Origin of the sequence: Pseudomonas sp. MF6767, from assembly GCF_016405475.1 — a bacterium.
GTDB classification, from domain to species: domain Bacteria; phylum Pseudomonadota; class Gammaproteobacteria; order Pseudomonadales; family Pseudomonadaceae; genus Aquipseudomonas; species Aquipseudomonas paracarnis.
Genome location: NZ_JAEKCY010000011.1, coordinates 83,510 through 103,226, shown reverse-complemented (window position 1 = coordinate 103,226; position 19,717 = coordinate 83,510). Strand labels below are relative to the sequence as shown.

General features: G+C 59.5%; 15 protein-coding genes. 7 read left to right on the top strand and 8 right to left on the bottom strand.

Annotated elements, in window-relative coordinates; translation table 11 throughout:
- Positions 1-193: 193 nt before the first annotated feature.
- Together treR and JFT58_RS18330 are read left to right on the top strand one after the other, a co-directional pair.
- Positions 194-898 carry a trehalose operon repressor gene (gene treR, locus JFT58_RS18335; RefSeq protein ID WP_054897802.1) on the top strand — a complete coding sequence of 235 codons (705 nt, stop codon included), beginning with the start codon at positions 194-196 and terminating at the stop codon, positions 896-898.
- Positions 899-1,027: 129 nt separating this feature from the next.
- Complete coding sequence (locus tag JFT58_RS18330) at positions 1,028-1,339, top strand: hypothetical protein (RefSeq protein WP_054897803.1); 312 nt, start codon at positions 1,028-1,030, stop codon at positions 1,337-1,339.
- Between the two features lie 141 nt (positions 1,340-1,480).
- Here JFT58_RS18330 and guaA read toward each other — a convergent pair whose 3' ends face one another.
- The 4 genes from guaA to JFT58_RS18310 all read right to left on the bottom strand — a co-directional run bounded on the left by guaA (position 1,481) and on the right by JFT58_RS18310 (position 6,333).
- The gene (gene guaA / locus JFT58_RS18325; RefSeq protein WP_014719806.1) at positions 1,481-3,058 is read right to left on the bottom strand and encodes a glutamine-hydrolyzing GMP synthase; all 1,578 of its coding nucleotides are present in this window, start codon (positions 3,056-3,058) and stop codon (positions 1,481-1,483) included.
- Between the two features lie 80 nt (positions 3,059-3,138).
- Positions 3,139-4,608, bottom strand: a complete 1,470-nt coding sequence (gene guaB, locus JFT58_RS18320) for an IMP dehydrogenase (RefSeq protein ID WP_034128014.1) — start codon at positions 4,606-4,608, stop codon at positions 3,139-3,141.
- A gap of 271 nt (positions 4,609-4,879) precedes the next feature.
- The gene (locus tag JFT58_RS18315; RefSeq protein WP_005791157.1) at positions 4,880-5,428 is read right to left on the bottom strand and encodes a hypothetical protein; all 549 of its coding nucleotides are present in this window, start codon (positions 5,426-5,428) and stop codon (positions 4,880-4,882) included.
- Positions 5,429-5,565: 137 nt separating this feature from the next.
- The gene (locus tag JFT58_RS18310; protein ID WP_054897804.1) at positions 5,566-6,333 is read right to left on the bottom strand and encodes a sulfite exporter TauE/SafE family protein; all 768 of its coding nucleotides are present in this window, start codon (positions 6,331-6,333) and stop codon (positions 5,566-5,568) included.
- 101 nt (positions 6,334-6,434) lie between these two features.
- On the opposite strand from JFT58_RS18310, the gene JFT58_RS18305 reads away from it, so the two are divergent.
- The 4 genes from JFT58_RS18305 (at position 6,435) to JFT58_RS18290 (ending at position 13,884) form a co-directional block, all read left to right on the top strand.
- Entirely contained in the window at positions 6,435-7,325 is an 891-nt protein-coding gene (locus tag JFT58_RS18305) for a LysR family transcriptional regulator (protein ID WP_054897805.1), read from the top strand.
- A gap of 10 nt (positions 7,326-7,335) precedes the next feature.
- Positions 7,336-8,715: an exodeoxyribonuclease VII large subunit gene (gene xseA, locus JFT58_RS18300; RefSeq protein ID WP_054897806.1), complete on the top strand. Its 1,380-nt coding sequence runs from the start codon at positions 7,336-7,338 to the stop codon at positions 8,713-8,715.
- 3 nt (positions 8,716-8,718) lie between these two features.
- Positions 8,719-9,540 carry a M23 family metallopeptidase gene (locus JFT58_RS18295; protein ID WP_198834487.1) on the top strand — a complete coding sequence of 274 codons (822 nt, stop codon included), beginning with the start codon at positions 8,719-8,721 and terminating at the stop codon, positions 9,538-9,540.
- Positions 9,541-9,870: 330 nt separating this feature from the next.
- Entirely contained in the window at positions 9,871-13,884 is a 4,014-nt protein-coding gene (locus tag JFT58_RS18290; protein ID WP_178111265.1) for a membrane-targeted effector domain-containing toxin, read from the top strand.
- 133 nt (positions 13,885-14,017) lie between these two features.
- On the opposite strand, the gene JFT58_RS30355 is transcribed toward JFT58_RS18290, so the two are convergent.
- On the bottom strand, positions 14,018-14,239 hold the full coding sequence (locus tag JFT58_RS30355) for a hypothetical protein (protein ID WP_229999534.1): 222 nt from the start codon (positions 14,237-14,239) through the stop codon (positions 14,018-14,020).
- A gap of 43 nt (positions 14,240-14,282) precedes the next feature.
- Here JFT58_RS30355 and leuA point away from each other — a divergent pair, with 43 nt between their 5' ends.
- On the top strand, positions 14,283-15,962 hold the full coding sequence (gene leuA, locus JFT58_RS18280; RefSeq protein WP_014719812.1) for a 2-isopropylmalate synthase: 1,680 nt from the start codon (positions 14,283-14,285) through the stop codon (positions 15,960-15,962).
- 167 nt (positions 15,963-16,129) lie between these two features.
- On the opposite strand, the gene JFT58_RS18275 is transcribed toward leuA, so the two are convergent.
- The 3 genes from JFT58_RS18275 to der all read right to left on the bottom strand — a co-directional run bounded on the left by JFT58_RS18275 (position 16,130) and on the right by der (position 19,661).
- Positions 16,130-16,921 (bottom strand): amidohydrolase, encoded by a 792-nt coding sequence (locus JFT58_RS18275; RefSeq protein ID WP_054897810.1) that lies wholly within the window; start codon positions 16,919-16,921, stop codon positions 16,130-16,132.
- Positions 16,909-18,057 carry a pyridoxal phosphate-dependent aminotransferase gene (locus tag JFT58_RS18270; protein ID WP_054897811.1) on the bottom strand — a complete coding sequence of 383 codons (1,149 nt, stop codon included), beginning with the start codon at positions 18,055-18,057 and terminating at the stop codon, positions 16,909-16,911. Before JFT58_RS18270 ends, JFT58_RS18275 begins: the two co-directional genes overlap by 13 nt.
- A 134-nt stretch (positions 18,058-18,191) precedes the next feature.
- Positions 18,192-19,661 carry a ribosome biogenesis GTPase Der gene (gene der / locus JFT58_RS18265; protein ID WP_016977675.1) on the bottom strand — a complete coding sequence of 490 codons (1,470 nt, stop codon included), beginning with the start codon at positions 19,659-19,661 and terminating at the stop codon, positions 18,192-18,194.
- Positions 19,662-19,717: the final 56 nt, after the last annotated feature.

Below are 19,717 nucleotides of genomic sequence, written 5' to 3'. Positions count from 1 at the left end.
AAAAGTACTCGTCTGTACGAGTTAAATCAACAACTCGTCTGTACGAGTTACACTTTTGTTTATTCATACGATCTTTCCGTCAGGTTTTTCACCTACGGGCACGGGTGTCCAATGGACAAACCCAACCTCTGCCACTAAGGTTCCTGCCTTGAACGCGCAGTCCACCTTCATAACGCCGGGCAAGAGCCATCCCATGAGCAAATACAACCAGATCTATACGGATCTGCTTGCCAGCATCACCACCGAGCGCCTGCAACGCGGTACGCGCCTTCCCTCCGAAACCGAACTGATGGACGCCTACCAGGCCAGCCGTGGCACCGTGCGGCGCGCCATCGAGCAGTTGCAGGAACGTGGCTTTGCGCAAAAGATCCACGGCAAGGGCACCTTTGTGTTGTCGCCCAACCCGATCGAGTTCCAACTGGGCGGCATCGTCAGCTTCCACGAAACCCACGCTGACCTGGGCGATGATGTACGTACCGACGTGGTCGAGTTCACCCAGATCCCGTTGGAAGGCTCACTGCTGCAACACATCGAGGCCGAACCCGGCACCCTGATCACGCGCGTCAAACGGGTGCGCCGCATCGGTGGCAAACGCGTGATTCTGGACATCAACCACTTCATCAGCGACCTGATTCCCGGCCTGGACCGCGACATCGCCGAGCAGTCGATCTACGCGTTTATCGAGCAAACGCTGCAGCTGCAGATCAGCTACGCGCAACGCACCATCGAAGCCCTGCCACGCAGCAAGGACGACCAGGCGCATCTGGATCTGGAGGGGCAAAGCCATGTGATTGTGGTGAGTAACCAGACGTTTTTGCAGGATGGAAGGCAGTTCGAGTACACCGAGTCGCGGCATACGTTGGATAAGTTTTACTTTTCGGATATAGCGCGGCGGTAAGCGTAAGCCGTGAAACCCACTGACACCACGAAAAATACCCTTCACGAAAAACCTTCTTCGTAGTGACTGCATTAACTGTTGCGCAGACGCCGTACACATTATCCGAGTCAAACCAAGGGAGAGAATACGATGTTCAGGAAGAGCCTGGTGTCGAGTATGTACGCGTTGCTATTGATCGGCTGCACCGGCAGAGGCTTTCAACCACCGCCGCCGGAATTTACCAATTGGAAGAAGATCGGGGTGTCTGAAGAGGGCGTCAAACACGCCATGACCGCATGCGGCTATACCAACCTGATAGGGACGGGCGACAGAACCCCGATTGACCAGGTGCTCACGCGGTTTTATTGCATGAAAGACGCAGGTTTCAAGCGCACAGATAACATTGACCTTTGCAAGGAAGGCCGCATCGGCGAATCACCCGTTTGCGAAGGCCGCCGGTAATCCGTCAGCGAAAAGACACAAGGTGCTTGGCGATGCACAAAGCTGCCAGAATTTGCCAGACCCAAAAAGCCAAAAGCCCGCAATTACGCGGGCTCCAGGGCATTTCTTGCTAGATCGTGCCGGACAATGCCGGACGTCCCATCATTCCCACTCAATCGTCGCCGGCGGCTTGCTCGACACGTCATACGTCACGCGCGAGATACCTTCGATCTCGTTGATAATCCGGCCGCTGACCGTCTCCAGCAGTTCGTAAGGCAGGTGTGCCCAACGCGCTGTCATGAAGTCGATCGTCTCTACGGCACGCAACGCAACAACCCATGCGTAACGACGACCATCGCCTACAACGCCAACCGATTTCACCGGCTGGAATACCACGAACGCCTGGCTGACCTTGTGGTACCAGTCGGCCTTGCGCAGTTCTTCGATGAAGATGTGGTCGGCGCGACGCAGCAGGTCGGCGTATTCCTTCTTCACTTCACCCAGGATACGCACGCCCAGGCCCGGGCCTGGGAATGGGTGGCGGTAGACCATGTCGTACGGCAGGCCCAGTTCCAGGCCCAGACGGCGGACTTCGTCCTTGAACAGTTCGCGCAGCGGTTCTACCAGCTTGAGGTTCATCTCCTCAGGCAGGCCACCCACGTTGTGGTGGGACTTGATCACGTGGGCCTTGCCGCTCTTGGCGCCGGCCGACTCGATCACGTCGGGGTAGATGGTGCCCTGGGCGAGGTACTTGATGTTGTCCAGTTTGTTGGACTCGGCATCGAACACGTCGATGAAGGTGCGGCCGATGATCTTGCGCTTCTTCTCCGGGTCGGACTCGCCGGCCAGGTTGTTGAGGAACTGGTCCTCAGCGTTGGCGCGGATCACCTTGACGCCCATGTTCTCGGCGAACATGGCCATCACTTGCTCACCTTCGTGCAGGCGCAGCAGGCCGTTGTCGACGAATACGCAGGTCAGCTGGTCGCCAATGGCCTTGTGCAGCAAGGCGGCCACAACCGAGGAGTCAACGCCGCCGGACAGGCCAAGCAATACGTTGTCAGTGCCGACCTGGGCGCGCACTTGGGCGATGGCGTCTTCAGCAATTTTCGACGGGGTCCACAGGGCTTCACACTCGCAGATGTCGAGGATGAAACGCGACAGGATGCGCCCGCCTTGCTTGGTGTGGGTCACTTCCGGGTGGAACTGCACCCCGTAGTAGCGACGCTCATCGCTGAACATGCCGGCAATCGGGCAGCTCGGGGTGCTGGCCAGGATGTGGAAGTCTTCCGGCATTTTGGTGACCTTGTCACCGTGGCTCATCCAGACGTCGAGGCCGAACAGGCCGTCGGCGTCGATGTGGTCTTCGATGCCGTCCAGCAGGCGGCTCTTGCCGACCACGTCCACACGGGCATAACCGAATTCACGCAGCTCGGAGCCTTCTACCTTGCCGCCCAGTTGCTCGGCCATGGTCTGCATGCCGTAGCAGATGCCGAATACCGGCACACCCAGGTCGAATACCGCTTGCGGGCAGCGCGGACTATTGGCTTCGTGAACGGACTCGGGGCCACCGGCGAGAATGACGCCTTTGGGTGCGAATTCGCGGATCGCTTCATCGTCCATGTCGAACGGATGCAGTTCGCAGTACACGCCGATTTCACGCACGCGGCGGGCGATCAGCTGGGTGTACTGGGAACCGAAGTCGAGGATCAGGATGCGGTGGGCGTGAATGTCGAGGGCCATGAAGTCAGTCTCGTCTAATGAATCAGAAACAACTCGGGGCTGAAGAACAGCCCCGGTTACTTAACGTTTTGCTGGAAGCCTCAACCTACACGGTAGTTTGGCGCTTCCTTGGTGATCTGCACGTCGTGGACATGGGATTCAGCCATGCCGGCGCCGGTGATCCGTACGAACTCTGGCTTGGTGCGCATTTCTTCGATGTTGGCACTGCCGGTGTAGCCCATCGAGGAACGCAGGCCGCCCATCAGTTGGTGGATGATCGCGCTCAGGGTTCCTTTGTACGGCACACGGCCTTCGATGCCTTCCGGTACGAGCTTCTCGGCGCCTGCCGAAGAGTCCTGGAAGTAACGGTCGGAAGAGCCTTGCGCCTGGGACATGGCGCCCAGCGAACCCATGCCACGGTAAGCCTTGTACGAACGGCCCTGGAACAGTTCGATCTCGCCCGGTGCTTCTTCGGTACCGGCGAACATCGAGCCCATCATCACGCAGGAGGCACCGGCTACGATGGCCTTGGACAGGTCACCGGAGAAACGGATGCCACCGTCGGCGATCAAGGGTACGCCAGTGCCTTCAAGGGCAGCGGCGACGTTGGCGATGGCGCTGATTTGCGGCACGCCCACACCGGCGACGATACGCGTGGTGCAGATGGAGCCTGGGCCGATACCGACCTTGACTGCGTCGGCGCCAGCTTCGGCCAGGGCCTTGGCGGCAGCGCCGGTAGCGATGTTGCCGCCGATCACCTGCACTTCAGGGAAGTTCTGCTTGACCCAACGCACGCGGTCGATCACGCCTTTGGAGTGGCCGTGGGCGGTGTCGACCACCACCACGTCAACACCGGCAGCGACCAGGGCCGAGACGCGGTCACCGGTGTCTTTACCGGTACCGACCGCAGCGCCCACGCGCAGACGACCTTGGTCATCCTTGCTGGCCAGCGGGTAAGCCTTGGCTTTTTCGATGTCATTGACGGTCATCATGCCTTTGAGGGCGAATTTGTCGTCGACGATCAGCACGCGCTCGATGCGGTGCTTGTGCAGCAGTTCGCGCACATCGTTCTTGTCGGCGCCTTCCTTGACGGTGACCAGACGCTCTTTAGGCGTCATCACTTCGCGGACGGTGACTTCAAGGCGGTTCTCGAAACGCACGTCACGGGACGTGACGATGCCGACCAGGTCGCCATCGTGCAGCACCGGGACGCCGGAGATGTTGTGCATACGCGTGAGTTCGAACAGGTCACGCACGGTGGCGTCAGCTTCGATGGTGATCGGATCTTTCACCACGCCGGCTTCGTAACGCTTGACCTTGCGCACTTCGGCAGCTTGCTGCTCGATGGTCATGTTCTTGTGGATGATGCCGATGCCGCCTTCCTGAGCCATGGCAATGGCCAGACGGGCTTCGGTGACGGTGTCCATGGCAGCGGAAACCAGGGGAATATTCAGCTCGATGCCACGGGTTAGGCGGGTCTTGAGACTGACTTCGTTAGGAAGCACCTCGGAATAACCGGGCACTAGGAGAATGTCGTCGAATGTCAGAGCTTCTTGGCTGATACGCAGCATCGCGGGGGCTCCCGAGCGGGAAAATGGAAGCGCGCCATTATATACATGCACCCTGCCGGGCTCAATGTAAAACTCTGACAAACTTGGTAATACTGATAGATGGGTAATTTCATCGCCCCGATCATTCCCATGCTCCGCGAGGGAATGCCTCTGGTGACGCTCCGCGTCGCCTTGGGGCAGGATTCAAAATCTCCGACAACAACGGAACGCGGAGCGTCCCATGCGGCGTTGCCCACGCGGGAGCGTGGGAACGATCGTGTTCGGCAAAAAGTTACAGTTCGACTTTGACCCAGCTCATTTTTTGATCGAGCCAATCGGCAAACTCGTCGATAAAGCTCTGTTTGAAGCCCGCCTCCGCCCAGTTGTTGAAAATGAATCCCAGGTTGGAAAACCCGCATTCCTGCAGGAATAGAAAGCCGTTGATGTCGTCTTCATGCCCACATAGCGGGCAGGTGAAGTTATCGGTGTGGCCAGGCATCCAGTCTTCCAGGCTTTCAAACAGCGCCTCGCCGACTTCCTTGAGGCACTCCGGGCAGCCCGCTTCTTCGAGGAACCCCTTGGCCGGGGTATAGATGCAACGCTTGTAGATGATCTCCAGGCCATTGACCGGCTCGTTGAACGGCAGCGCTTCGGGGTGCAGCACCACCGCGCGGGCACCATCGGCCAGGGCGTAGCCCATGCGGTTGCCGGTACGCCCGCAAGTGGTGAGCTCTTCCTTGATGATGTTCTTGCGCACCAGCCAGCGCACAATCGCCCGGGCGCGGGGTTCGTGGACCGGCAAGGTGGAGATTTTCGGGACAAGGATGCTTTGGGAGTTCATGGGAGTCCTGCGGTGTGGCTATTGGCGCCATCGCGGGCAAGCCCGGCTCCCACAGGTGATCGCATTCCAATGTGGGAGCCGGGCTTGCCCGCGATGACGCCCGGGAGGACGGCAGCTTAATCCCTGAAAAAATCAGGTCAAGTACTCAAATACCGTCCGATCAACGCAATACCGCTGGCCAATACCAGCCAGGTCACCAACCGCACGAACGCCTCACGGGACAGCCGCATCGTCAGCCTGCGCCCACACCACAACCCCAGGGCCATCGCCGGCAACAGGCAAACCGCCAACATCAATAACGGCAAATCTGCATACACCCCGGCAATCAGGAACAGACTCAAACGCACGACCGTGCTGCAACTGATCAGCGCGCTTTGCGTAGCCCGCGCAGCGTCCTTGGGCAAACGGCTGTTCAGGTAAATCGCATATAAGAAGCCGCCACTGCCGAATAGCGCCCCAAACAGGCCGCCAACGGTGCCCATGGGAATCGACCAGCCCGCCGCCAGCTGAGTCGGCCTTGCTTTCACCGCCAGGCTGTAAATCGCGTAGGCGCTGATAAACAGCCCCATCAATAACAGCAACAGGTCCGAATGCAGGTTGAGCAAAAACACCACGCCCAGGGTGCAGCCGATGGCCATGCAGGGCAGCAACCGCAACAGTTCCGGCTTGTTCACATCGCGCCGCGTTTGCAGCAGGCCGCCAAACGCCGCGACAAAGTCCAGAAGCACCAGCAACGGGATGATCTTCGACAGCGGCATGAATAAAATCAGGATCGGCCCCGCCACCAGCGCCGTGCCGAACCCGGCAATGCCGAACACGATATAAGCCACCGTCACGCCCAGGCCGATCACCAGCCAATCAATACCGCCGAAAGTCCACTGGCTCATCAGCTCAACCGGGCTCATGACTTATTCCTTCTATTGAGATGCCGTTCACTTTAGCCATCGGCAAGGGTTGCGACTAATATCTTCCAGGCTCACTACTCATCTCAAAAAGGCATGACTCTTTGATCTCCACCCGGCAACTGCGTTATTTCGTCGAAATCGCCGACAGCGGTAGCTTCAGTGCTGCCGCCGAGCGCCTGTTCGTGGCGCAATCAGCCTTGAGCCGGCAGATCAAGGAGCTTGAATCTCAACTGCAAACCCCACTGTTCGAACGCACTGCACGCCAGCCAAGGCTGACGGCCGCCGGCGAAGCCTTCTACCCACGGGCGCGCAACCTGCTGAGTGAGTTGCTCAAGGCCAGCGACCTGGCGACACAAGTGGGCCAGGGCCAACTCGGCACCTTGCGCCTGAGCCATTCGAGCACCGTGCCGATGAGCGGCGCGTTACTGCAAGGCATCAGCACGTGGCTGGAGCGCTGCCCGGGTGTGTCGATGGATATCGTCAAACTCTCCTCCGAAGCCCAACTGGAGGAAATCGTCGAGGGCCGCCTGGACGTCGGCCTGCTGCGGTTGCCGGTGTTGCGCCAGCGCGAAGGCGTGCGCGTGGTGCCTTGGTACACCGAGCCGTTGGCGCTGGCAGTGCCTGCGGGTCATCCCTTGGCACGCGGCAACGCAGCGGTCGAGTTAATGCAACTCAAGGATGAGGCGTTTATTTCAATCCCCCACCCTCAGCGCGGCGGGCTGAGCTATCTGTCGGCTGAATTGTGCATGCGTGCAGGTTTTTTCCCCAAGGCGGCGCGGGTAATGTCGCGCAAGACCACGCAGTTGCAATTGATCCAGGCCGGTTTCGGGATTGCCCTGTTACCAAAATCCATGCAGGACATCGCCCCGCCCAACGTGCAATTTTTGCCCTTGGCCGACCCTGACTGCGACAGCACCGTAGCCCTGGCCTGCGCGCAAGCGCCGAACGCGCTGGTGGAGCAATTCTGTCAAACCCTGCACGAATGCCTATAAACTGCCGCCCATGATTAAAGATCCTTTTGCCCGCTTGGGCCTGGACCGCGAAGTCCTGACTGTCAGCCAACTCAACGGCCGCGCGCGGGTGTTGCTGGAAGACGTGTTCACCAATATCTGGGTGGAAGGCGAGATCTCCAACCTCGCCCGCCCGGCCTCCGGCCATGTGTATTTCACGCTCAAGGACAGTGGCGCCCAGGTGCGTTGCGCGCTGTTTCGCAATAACGCGGCGCGGGTACGTCAGGCGTTGAAGGATGGCCTGGCGGTGAAGGTGCGCGGCAAGGTCTCATTGTTCGAGGGCCGCGGCGATTACCAACTGATCCTCGATACCGTGGAGCCGGCCGGTGATGGTGCGCTACGCCTGGCCTTCGACGCACTGAAGGAAAAGCTGAGCGCCGAAGGCCTGTTCAGTGCCGAACGCAAAGTGGCGCTGCCGGCGCATCCTCGGCGCATCGGCATTATCAGCTCGCCCACCGGCGCGGTAATTCGCGACATCATCAGCGTATTCCGCCGCCGCGCGCCGAACGTTGAACTGACCCTGATCCCTACTGCCGTGCAAGGCCGCGAAGCAATCCCGCAGATCGTGCGGGCGCTGAAACTCGCCGACGCCCGGGGTTTCGACGCGCTGATCCTGGCCCGTGGCGGTGGCTCCCTGGAAGACTTGTGGTGCTTCAACGAAGAGGCTGTGGCCCGCGCAATTGATGCCTGCGTTACCCCTATCGTCAGTGCCGTTGGTCATGAAACCGATGTGTCCATCAGCGACTTCGTGGCGGACGTCCGCGCCCCTACTCCCTCCGCCGCCGCCGAGTTGCTGGCTCCCGACGCCAGCCATCTGGTGCGTCAAGTGGAAAACCTGCAGCGCCGCCTGGTGATGCTGATGCGCAACCGCCTGAGCCACAGCCGCCTGCGCCTGGAAGGCATGGCCCGGCGCCTGCGTCACCCGGGCGAGCGCTTGCGCCAGCAGGCCCAGCGCCTGGATGACCTGGACATGCGCTTGCGCCGCGCCTTTGAGCGTAGCCTCAATACCCGTCGCGAGCGCTTGATCCGCCTGGAAACCCGCCTCGCCGGCCAGCACCCCGGCCGTCAACTGGCACTCTTGCGCCAACGCCTGGACAGCCTCGCCGAACGCCTGCCCCGCGCCATGCGTGAAGGTCTCAAGGCTCGGCGTCTGCAACTGCAGAGCCAAGTGCAGACATTGCAGGTGGTCAGCCCGCTGGCGACCCTGGGCCGCGGCTACAGCATCCTGTTGGACGAGCGCGGCCAGGCGATTCGCAATGCCGCACAAACCCACACCGGCCAGCGCCTCACCGCGCGCCTGGGTGAAGGCCAATTGCAAGTGCGGGTGGAAGACAACCACCTGACACCCGTCACCCTTTCATTATTGGATTGATCGATGCCACGCCTACTGAGCCTGTTGATGCTGTTGTGCCTCACATTTCACGCCCACGCCGACAGTTACATCACGCGAACCCTTAACAAACCGGTGCCAGGCGGCGTGGCCGTCGTCGAACTGGGCCCTTCGGCCACGGCGCCGAAAGCCACCTACCAGGGCAAGCCGGTGCTGGTGGTCAAGGAGCAGGACAACTGGCTGGCGATTGTCGGTATCCCGTTAACGGTCAAGCCTGGCAACGAGCGCATCAGCAGCGGTGGGCGCAACCTGCCGTTTATCGTCGGTTACAAGAAGTATCCGGAACAGCGCATCACTTTGAAGAACAAGAGCCAGGTCAACCCTGACCCGGCCCAGCTCAAGCGCATCGAAGGCGAACTGGCAGTGCAGCTCAAGGCTTACCGCAGCTTCAGCCCGAACCTGCCTAGCAACCTGGTGCTGGATAAACCGGTGAACGGGCCGCTTTCGAGCAAATTCGGCGTGCGCCGCTTCTTCAACGGTGAAGAACGCAACCCGCATTCGGGCCTGGATTTCGCCGTACCGGCCGGCACACCGATCAAGACACCCGCCAATAGCAAGGTGATTCTGGTCGGCAATTACTTCTTCAACGGCAATACCGTGTTTGTCGACCATGGCCAGGGCTTTATCAGCATGTTCTGCCATATGTCGAAGATCGATGTGAAGGTGGGTCAGCCACTGGTGCGCGGTGCGGTAATCGGCAAAGTCGGCTCGACAGGCCGGGCCACCGGGCCGCATATGCACTGGAACGTCAGCCTGAACGATGCACGGGTAGATCCGGCGATTTTTATCGGCGCGTTTCAACCCTGAATACCGTGGCCGTGAGGGGCGTCAGTGATTTCCTGCGCTGGTGCCTGATCTGTCGGAGGATCGCTGCAATGCATTGTGATCTTCTTACACTTTTGCGATGAACCATCCGACACCCGAGACTCACTCAACCAGCGATTTACACGGACGTAATGAGCAGGACCTGAGCATTGGAGATCCAATTCCCATGAGACTCTTTCCATGTCACTTACCCCAGCACTGTCAGAGCGACATTCGCAAAACCTCCTGACCTCATCTCACGCCTCACCCGGTACCCCCCCGACCAGCCCGCCTACACGACCCGCAACTCTGCAACAACCTGCATCAGTCCCCTTGCCCGCCGCCGCCAATTACGCCCCCGATGACCCGCCTACTCCCGCCTCGTCAGGTATTACCCCGGCGAAAATGCGATACCCGCAGTTGGTGAAGCATTTCAAACCCAGCAATGAAACACAGTTCACCGCTGAACACGCGATGCTGACTGAAGACAAGCAACGCCTGCATAGCCAGCAACCCGGCTTCAAGGCCTTTGTACAGTCGCAACTTGAGGAGGCCTTCCCCGCGATCAGGCCGCTGAATCCGGACATGCTCAGTTTCAATCGCTACAGAGTGGGCGATGGACGCGAATCACTGGCCTCTTCAGAGCCCCTGATGGCTGCACTGGCCAGGATGATCCGCGACATCCAGGCCAACCCGAATGCGTTGATGCGCCCGGAGCGAGGCATAAGCACTGAATTCACTTATCGACGAACCATTGCCGACATGGCGGTACCGGCCTTTACCGAAGGCACGCTGCAATCCATTGCTCGCAGCATTGCCACGCAATACCCGCAGGCGCTTGAAGAATACTGGAGCACACCGCGGCCGGTGGAAAATCAGCCGACGCTCCAGATGCCGCCGCAAGAGCAACTGTTGTTCCTGCACAAAAAACAGCTGTCGATCCTCGCCTCACTGCGCCTGAGCGATGGCACCCTGAGCGCGACCGGCAAAGACCTGATCGACTCCGCGTTGCGCTACCCCACCCTGCAAGACCGGGAAAAACGCTTCACCGACGGTGATCGCTTAGGGGTGTACCCCGTTACTGTGGATGACCAAACGGAACATGGCGCGATGCTGCCAGGGGCCTTTCTCATCACCCGAAAAGACGGCTCCTATGCTACGCCGCCCACCTGGCCGAATGGGCGCGCACTTGCGCTCAACGATGACAATGGCCCCGTCGTGATGTACACGCCCAGCGAAGGTTTCGAGGAATTCGCAACGCCGGCCCAGGCGCGCCAGGCTTTGGCCAGCCGCCTGGACCAGGGAGGTGTCGAGGCCAAGTTGCTGCTGCAAGGCCTGCCCCCGGCTCTGCAAAACAGGCCCGACCCTATTACCGGAAAAGATCTGATGTCCAGTGTCGAGCCATCGGCCGGGGATGTGTTGGCGCAATCCATCCCCTGGATGCTCAAACGCCAGCGGGCAGACATTAATACCCACCTGAGCACAGCATTGGCGCCAGGCAAAACCGTCAACCCCCTTCTCGACAGCGCCACATTGGAAGGTATCGATAATGCGGCCGACTGGTCGTACCTCACCGATGGCACCAACGCCATGCTGGCCCGGGACGCCAAACTGACCGACAAACTCCAACCCGAATGGTTGAAGAATCTAAGCCCCTTTCAAGAAGCCTTGTTTTTGCACTTGGACAAGGCGCAGGAACGGAGCCTGGATGCGCTGACGCCCCTGCTTGAAAAAATCCCGGCGCTGAACACCTTCGCCCGTGACCGCCTGAATGCAGCCATCAAACAGCGATACCCGGCAGCAGAAATCGATGCGGATCAACTCATGGTGCAGGTCCACACCCGCACCGCCATCCACGGCGGCAGAGGGACTGGCCAACCCCTCTATTCGAAACAAGACGCGGTGTCCCTGACCGACTTGGCGCTGAAGAATCCCAGTGGCTTCCCTGCCGTCGAAAGAGGTGTATACACCGATGAGAAAATGACCTTGCCTCTGCGCGACAAGCACGGCAAGCCCGTACGAGACCTGAGCGGCAAGCCGGTTACCCTGGATACCGACGATCTCAAGGCACTGGTCAATACCGCCGATGTCGGTGGCGAATACACCAAACTGCTCAAACAGGAAATGGCCCCAGATGCCCAATCGGGGAGCGCTGTGCACTTGCGCACAGCGTGGAAAGCTCATCTGGCAGACGCGATGGACAAAGAGGCGTTTCTGGCAGAACTCAGCCCCGACGCCTATACGGAACTGGCCAGCGACAACATCCATAAACGCGCGGCGCAGTGGGCGGATGCGGTACTGACTCACCCCGACCCGGCCACCCGCCCTCAAGTCGATGGGAAAACCATCGTCGCCAACAGCCTGCTCCACAGGGGGCTAGCGGTGCAGGGCGTGATGGTGATCGGCAACCAGACAGATCCATCGCTGGTGCTGTACACCCCCAAGGCTCCCGACGGCATTACTTATCGCGAAGTCGCGGACCACAAGGCCCTCGACACCCTCCTGGAGAAAAAAGAGTGGGCAACCTATATCGCGCAAAGAAAATCACCCGTCAGTAAAGATGAGGTCGATCAGTTCAAGGGAGCGCTTAAAGAAGCTGCGTACAGCCCAACGAAATTGATGTCACCCGAGCTGGCGGTCTCGTCGATCAAGCTGCTGGGAGGCGCCACTCGCCTTGAGCCCATAAAAGGTGATTTCCAAGACCATCTGTACAAGCAACACGTACAGATGGCGATCGACCGAGCGGACCACCAGTCCGTAAGCAGTGCGGAGGTCGCACGGCAATCGCTCAAGAACAAAATCGAGTTCGGCATTGAAGTGGCATTGATCTTTACCGACCTGATACCGGTGGCTGGCAAAGGCGTGTCTGCGGGTTTTCGTCTGGGCAAAGCCGGCATCAGCGCACTGCGCGCCAACAGCAGAGTGTTGCCGCACCTGATCAAAAGACCCGGCCTGGGACGGGCGATCTACAGTGATTTCACCCTGTCTGCCGCGGGTATCTCCAATGTTCGCGCGGCCCCCCTACGCCCGGTATTCAAGTCGTCGACGGCGACAGGCGCGATTACCCCGCGCCCAGGGCCAAGAGCACTGCCTGCGCCCGTCAGCCCAGTGCCGGCACGACCTTTAGCCAGCACCGGCAACACTATCGCCGGCTCACGCACGCCCAACGACGCCGTCATTCCCGAGCGCGACTTGAGTGCGTACGCCAGGCCTGGCGATATGATCAACGGCCGGACGCTAAGGAGTGACGGTACCTATAACGTTGGCGACGAGTGGTTCATCCGATTTACCGACAGTACCCGCGTGAGCAGGGTTTATCAGATCGATTCAGCCTTTCACGCTCGCAGTGGCTGGGTCAATATCATCGACCCGAACGTCCCAGCAACTGCGCCCAAAAGCAGCAGAATCGTCGCCTCTGTACAACATGCGGGCAACGGTGAATGGCGCCTGAATCAACTGCCCGGTGGAGCCCCCACGCCGACACCGGGAGCTTCGACGACAGGCGCCGAGGCCCCTGCCCGACCAGCGTTACCAGACGCCGAGTATTTCAGCCTCAACAGAGGGCGGCTGGTCGAAGCAGACTTCACCCCGAAAACCCTGCCACTGGCCAGGTATTGGTTCAGGCGGGATTTGTATAACTTCTACAAGAACATGCTCACTCAAGGCCAGATGCCGCCGCGCCCGTCCCGGCTGGAGCTCGCACCCGGCACCTCGCCGGCCGACCTGTTGCGTAAGGCCTACGAAATCACTGATGTGGTGGTACTGGGCGAGCGCCATAACGAAATCGCCAGTTTCCAGATGCTCAAAGAGAATATGCAGGCCCTCAAAGAGTCGGGAGTTACCACGTTTTATATTGAAGGTGTCGAAACCAATGCCGCGGGCCAGCTCATGGATGTGGGCATGGGTGGCCACCGTCCTCAAGGCGCGTCTCCCACGCTCTCGGAACTGGTTCAACTTGCCAGTGACAATGGAATCACCGTCAAATCCCTCGAGCACCACTACTTGACCCGCCGATCGGATATGCCCGATTTCTACAAGTACGTTGGGGACAACGACAACGGCATTACGCGCCTGCAAGAATTCAATTACTTCGCGACCCGTATCTTGGAAACACGCAAGCCGGGCGAAAAAGTACTCGCCTTGGTAGGCCGGGCCCATATGAACACAGCCCGAAACGTTCCAGGTCTGGCGGAACTCACTGGAGGGGTGGGCATAGGCGTTTACCCGGACAAAGCATTCAACAAGAGTGTTGCCATCAGCGGCCCGTCAATACCAAGGGATCCCGGGGCCAACGTCACGGATAGCTTTACGGCAGGGGATTATCAGATCTTCCATAAAGTGATTTGAGTAATCACCGTCGTGCGTTGTTTGCGCGATGGTGAGCCCTTCACTGCCGCATGCGGCGCCACGGGAAAACCTCATCACCAAAATTGCGCCACCACCTACAGCAGCGCAACAATGTGAAGAAAACAAGACACTATTAGCAATAAATATTCATAAAGCTTGTTTTATACAGAAAATCTATCAATTTTTCCTGACCACCTTGCCATCTCACTTGGCCACGGTTAGGGTTGGGCTTATGAAAACCTCTCACACCCTCATTCAGCTCCGCCAGCACCGCAGCCTGTGCCTTGTCAGCGCACGACTGCCAGGCTGAATCGATCTGCCTCGCCCTCAGTTTTATCCCCAATAACAGTTCCACGGCAGGCCGCCTTTTCTCGGCCCCTACAACCAAGGATTTCCCGATGAGCATGCTCAAAGACCCGTCTTCGAAGTACCGCGCGTTCCCCACCATCGACATTCCGGACCGTACCTGGCCGTCGAAAACCATCACCCAAGCGCCTATCTGGTGCAGCTCCGACCTGCGTGATGGCAACCAGTCGCTGATCGAGCCGATGGACGCGGTGAAAAAGCTGCGCTTCTGGAAGACCCTGGTGGCCGTTGGCGTGAAGGAAATCGAAGCCTCGTTCCCGGCCGCGTCGCAAACCGACTTCGACTTCGTGCGCACCCTGATCGAAGACAACCACATCCCCGAGGACACCACCATCCAGGTGCTGACCCAGGGCCGTGAAGACTTGATCGCACGCACCTTCGAATCCCTGCGCGGCGCCAAGAAAGCCATTGTGCACTTGTACAATGCCACCTCGCCGTCGTTCCGCCGCATCGTATTCAACCAGGACAAGGACGGCATCAAGGCCATCGCGGTCAACGCCGCCAAGCTGTTCGTCAAATACGCCGCCCAGCAGCCGGAAACCCAGTGGACCTTCGAATATTCCCCAGAGACCTTCAGCGCCACTGAGCTGGAGTTCGCCAAGGAAGTCTGCGACGCGGTGATCGAGGTGTGGAACCCGACGCCTGAGCACAAGATGATCCTCAACCTGCCAGCCACCGTCGAGTGCGCCACGCCGAATATCTATGCCGACCAGATCGAGTGGTTCGGTCGCCATATCAACCGTCGCGACAGCGTGATTATCAGCCTGCACACCCACAACGACCGTGGCACTGGCGTGGCGGCCACCGAGTTGGGCCTGATGGCCGGCGCCGACCGTGTGGAAGGCTGCCTGTTTGGCAACGGCGAGCGCACCGGTAACGTCGACTTGGTCACCGTGGCACTGAACATGTACACCCAGGGCCTGGACCCGCAGTTGGACTTCTCGGACATTGACGGCGTGCGCAAAGTGGTCGAGGAATGCAACCAGATCCAGGTGCACCCACGTCACCCGTATGTCGGCGACCTGGTGCATACCGCATTCTCCGGTTCCCACCAGGACGCGATCCGCAAAGGTTTCTCCCAGCAGAAAGACGATGCGCTGTGGGAAGTGCCGTACTTGCCGATCGACCCAGCCGATATTGGCCGCAGCTACGAGGCGGTGATCCGCGTGAACAGCCAGTCGGGCAAAGGCGGTATCGCCTACCTGCTGGAGCAGGAATACGACATCAGCTTGCCGCGTCGCATGCAGATCGAGTTCAGCCAGGTGGTGCAGGCCGAAACCGACCGCGTGGGCCTGGAGATGACCGCGCCACAGATCTACGCCTTGCTGCAGCGTGAATACCTGCAAGCCAACACGCCGTATGCGTTGGTCAGCCATCGCTTGCAGGAAGAAAACGGCAACAGCTTTGTCGAGGTCGAAGTTTCCGGCAAGGGTCAGGGCGAAACCAACCTGCACTGGAAAGGCAAAGGCAACGGTGCGCTGGAAGCCTTGGTGGCCGGCCTGCCGATTGGCGTGGAGATCATGGACTACAACGAGCACGCGATTGGTGCGGGTACCAATGCCAAGGCGGCGGCCTATATTGAACTGCGCGTGAACGGCGAACGCCCGGTGCATGGTGTGGGGATCGATGAAAACATCACTACCGCCAGCTTCAAAGCGCTGTTCAGTGCGCTGAACCGTTCGTTGAGCCAGTTGGAAGCCAAAGCGGCGTAAGTATTGCCGTAATGCAAAAGGCCCCTGGGTGAGAATCCAGGGGCCTGATCGTTCCCACGCTCTGCGTGGGAATGCAGCCCTGGACGCTCTGCGTCCGCCCTTAGAAGCGGTACGCAGAGCGTCCCAAGAGGCGTTCCCACGCAGAGCGTGGGAACAATCTAAGAGCCTTAGACTAACTGAAAGCTATCGGCATCCAGATTCGCCGGGAATCGTGTACGGTAAGCCGCCAGCTCCGCCGCATCCAGGATCACCTGGAACACCCCGTCCGCTTCCCCTGCACTCAGCAAGGTTTCACCCTGGAAATCCAACACCTGGCTATCGCCGGTGTAGGCAAACCCCTTGCCGTCGGTGCCCACCCGGTTCACCGCCGCCACGTAACACAGGTTCTCAATGGCCCGCGCCGGCAACAGCCGATTCCAATGCTGACGCCGAGCGCCCGGCCAGTTGGCGGTGTACAGCAGCAGGTCCGTATCCTGGGCGTCGCGGCTCCACACCGGGAAGCGCAGGTCATAGCAGATCAGCGGGCGAATGCGCCAACCCTTCAACTCGAACTGCACCTGACGTTCACCTGGGGTGTAATGGTCATGTTCACCGGCCATGCGGAACAGGTGGCGCTTGTCGTAATGCAACACCTCACCATCCGGCCGCGCCCACAGCAGACGGTTGCGGTGGCTGCCATCGGCGGCCTGGATGATCACACTGCCGGTAATCACGGCCTGATACTTTGCCGCCTGGGCCTGGAGCCAATGATGGGTGGGGCCGTTTTCCGGCTCGGCGAGAGCTTCTGATTCCATCGAAAAACCGGTGGTGAACATCTCTGGCAGCACGATCAAGTCGGCGCCTTTGGCCTGCTCCAGCAGCAACTCGAAGTGTTCGAAATTGGCATGCCGGTCATGCCAGGCCAGGCTCGTCTGCACCAAGGCAATGTTCAGATTGGGCAGTACACTCAGATCACGCATAGTTTTTCCGCCGCTTGTCGCAACGTCTCCTCGCGTTTGGCAAAGCACAGGCGCACCAGGCGCTGGCCTTGGGGTGGGTGCTGGTAGAACACCGAAACCGGAATGGTCGCCACGCCATGTTCGCGGGTCATCCACAGGGACATGGCGACGTCATCCAGGTCTGGGCGTATCTGCGAGTAATCCACCAGTTGGAAGTAAGTGCCGGTCACCCGGGTAAAGCTCAAGCGCGATGGCGCCAACAGGTCGCAGAAAAGGTCCCGCTTGGCCTGATAGAAGGCCGGCAGTTCTTCGACATGTTCCGGGTGTTCGGCCATGAAGTCCGCCAAAGCGTACTGCAAAGGGGTGACGCCGCAGAAGTTGACATATTGATGCACCTTGCGCAGTTCGGCGCTGAGGGCCGGTGGCGCGACCACGTAGCCGGTCTTCCAGCCTGTGACGTGATAGGTCTTGCCGAATGAGCTGACCACGAATGCGCGCTGATACAGTTCCTGATGGGCCAATACGCTGACGTGGGGCACACCGTCGAATACCAGGTGCTCGTAGACCTCATCGCTGACCAGGTAGATATCGCGGTCGCGGATCAGTTCGGCCAACTGGTCCAGCTCGACACGGCTGATCAATGCACCGGTGGGGTTGTGCGGGCTATTGAGGATGATCATGCGCGTACGCGGTGAAAGCGCAGCCTTGAGTTTCTCGAAGTCCAGGGCGAAGCCTTGCAGGCTCAGTTGCACATGCACGCAGCGGCCACCGGCCAGTTCAACCGAAGGCTCGTAGCTGTCATAGCTGGGGTCGAACACGATGACTTCATCACCGCTGCGAATCACCGCCTGAATGGCGCAAAAAATCGCCTCGGTGGCGCCTGGCGTGATGGTCACTTCAGTGTCGGCATTCACCGTGACGCCATAGCTGCGGGCGATCTTGGCCGCCACTTGCTGACGCAGCACCGGCAGGCCTGTCATGGGGGCGTACTGGTTATGACCGAGGGCGATGTGCTTACCCACTGCATCGAGCAAACCCTGCGGACCATTGAAATCGGGAAAACCCTGGGACAGATTGAGCGCGCCGGTTTCGGCGGCGAGTTGCGACATGGTGGTGAAAATGGTCGTGCCGACGTTTGGCAGCTTACTGGTGATCATGGGAGCCCCCTTCGGGTGAGCTGCAAGTTTTAAGCTGCAAGCTGCAAGCAGGTCAAGGGGCAAACCGTCAGGCACAAAAAAGGCTCCAAAGGAGCCCTCTCTTGCAGCTTGTAGCTTACAACTCGAAACTGCCGTTATTTTTTATCACGGCGCTTCTTGTCGGCCTTCTTGTGGTGAGTCATCAAACGACGCTTCTTGTTCACCTGACGGTCAGTCAGCGTGTTCTTGTTGCCTTCGTATGGGTTCTCGCCACCCTTGAACTCGATACGGATCGGCGTACCGACCAGTTTCAAGACACGGCGGTAGGTGTTTTCCAGGTAACGCACATAGGACTTGGGCACCTTCTCGATCTGGTTACCGTGGATCACGATAATCGGCGGGTTGGCACCACCCAAGTGGGCGTAACGCAGTTTGATCCGGCGGTTGTTGACCATCGGTGGTGCGTGCTCGCCCACCGCGTCTTCAAGGATCTGGGTGAGACGGTTGGTCGGCCAGCGGGTGACCGCAGACTTGAACGAGTTCTGTACGGACGCGTAGAGGTTGCCCACGCCGGTGCCGTGCAGTGCCGAGATAAAGTGGATATCGGCGAACTCGACGAAGAACAACCGACGCTGCAGCTCGATCTTGACGAAATCGCGCTCGCTCGGCGTCATGCCGTCCCACTTGTTGATCGCGATGACCAGGGCACGACCGGCTTCCAGGGCAAAGCCCAGCAAGTTGAGGTCGTGGTCCACCACGCCTTCGCGGGCGTCCATCACGAAGATCACCACGTTGGCGTCTTTGATCGCCTGCAGGGTTTTGACCACCGAGAACTTTTCAACTTCTTCGTGGATCTTGCCGCGCTTGCGCACACCGGCGGTGTCGATCAGCGTGTACTTTTCCTCGTTGCGTTCGAACGGGATGTAGATGCTGTCGCGAGTGGTACCGGGTTGGTCGTAGACGATAACGCGGTCTTCACCGAGCATACGGTTGACCAGGGTCGACTTGCCGACGTTCGGGCGGCCGATGATAGCGATCTTGATACCGTCTTTTTCGCTCGGGCCAGGAATGCGCTTGGCTTCCTCGCCTTCAGCGACGATCTCTTCCTCGCCCTCTTCTTCCTCGACATCATCCTTTGGGAAGTCGCGCAGGGCGATTTCCAGCATCTGGGTGATGCCGCGGCCGTGAGCACCGGCGACCGGAATCGCATCGCCCAGGCCCATCGGGCTGAATTCGGCACGGGCGGCCTCAGGATCGATGTTGTCGATCTTGTTGGCGACCAGATAGGAACGCTTGTTGCGCTTGCGCAGGTGCTCGCCAATCATCTGGTCAGCGGCGGTATAGCCCGCACGGGCGTCCACCAGGAACAGCACCACATCGGCTTCTTCGATAGCGAGCAACGACTGCTCGGCCATCTTTTCGTCCATGCCATGCTCGTCACCGGAGATACCACCGGTGTCGACAATAATGTAGGAGCGCCCTTGCCACTTTGCCTCACCGTATTGGCGATCACGGGTCAGACCGGACAAGTCGCCGACAATGGCGTCGCGAGTCCTGGTCAGGCGGTTGAACAAGGTGGACTTGCCGACGTTAGGTCGGCCCACCAGGGCGATTACGGGAACCATGCGGCTCTCCACTTCGTTATTTCAGAAAATACAAAAGCCGCTGCAGGGCAGCGGCT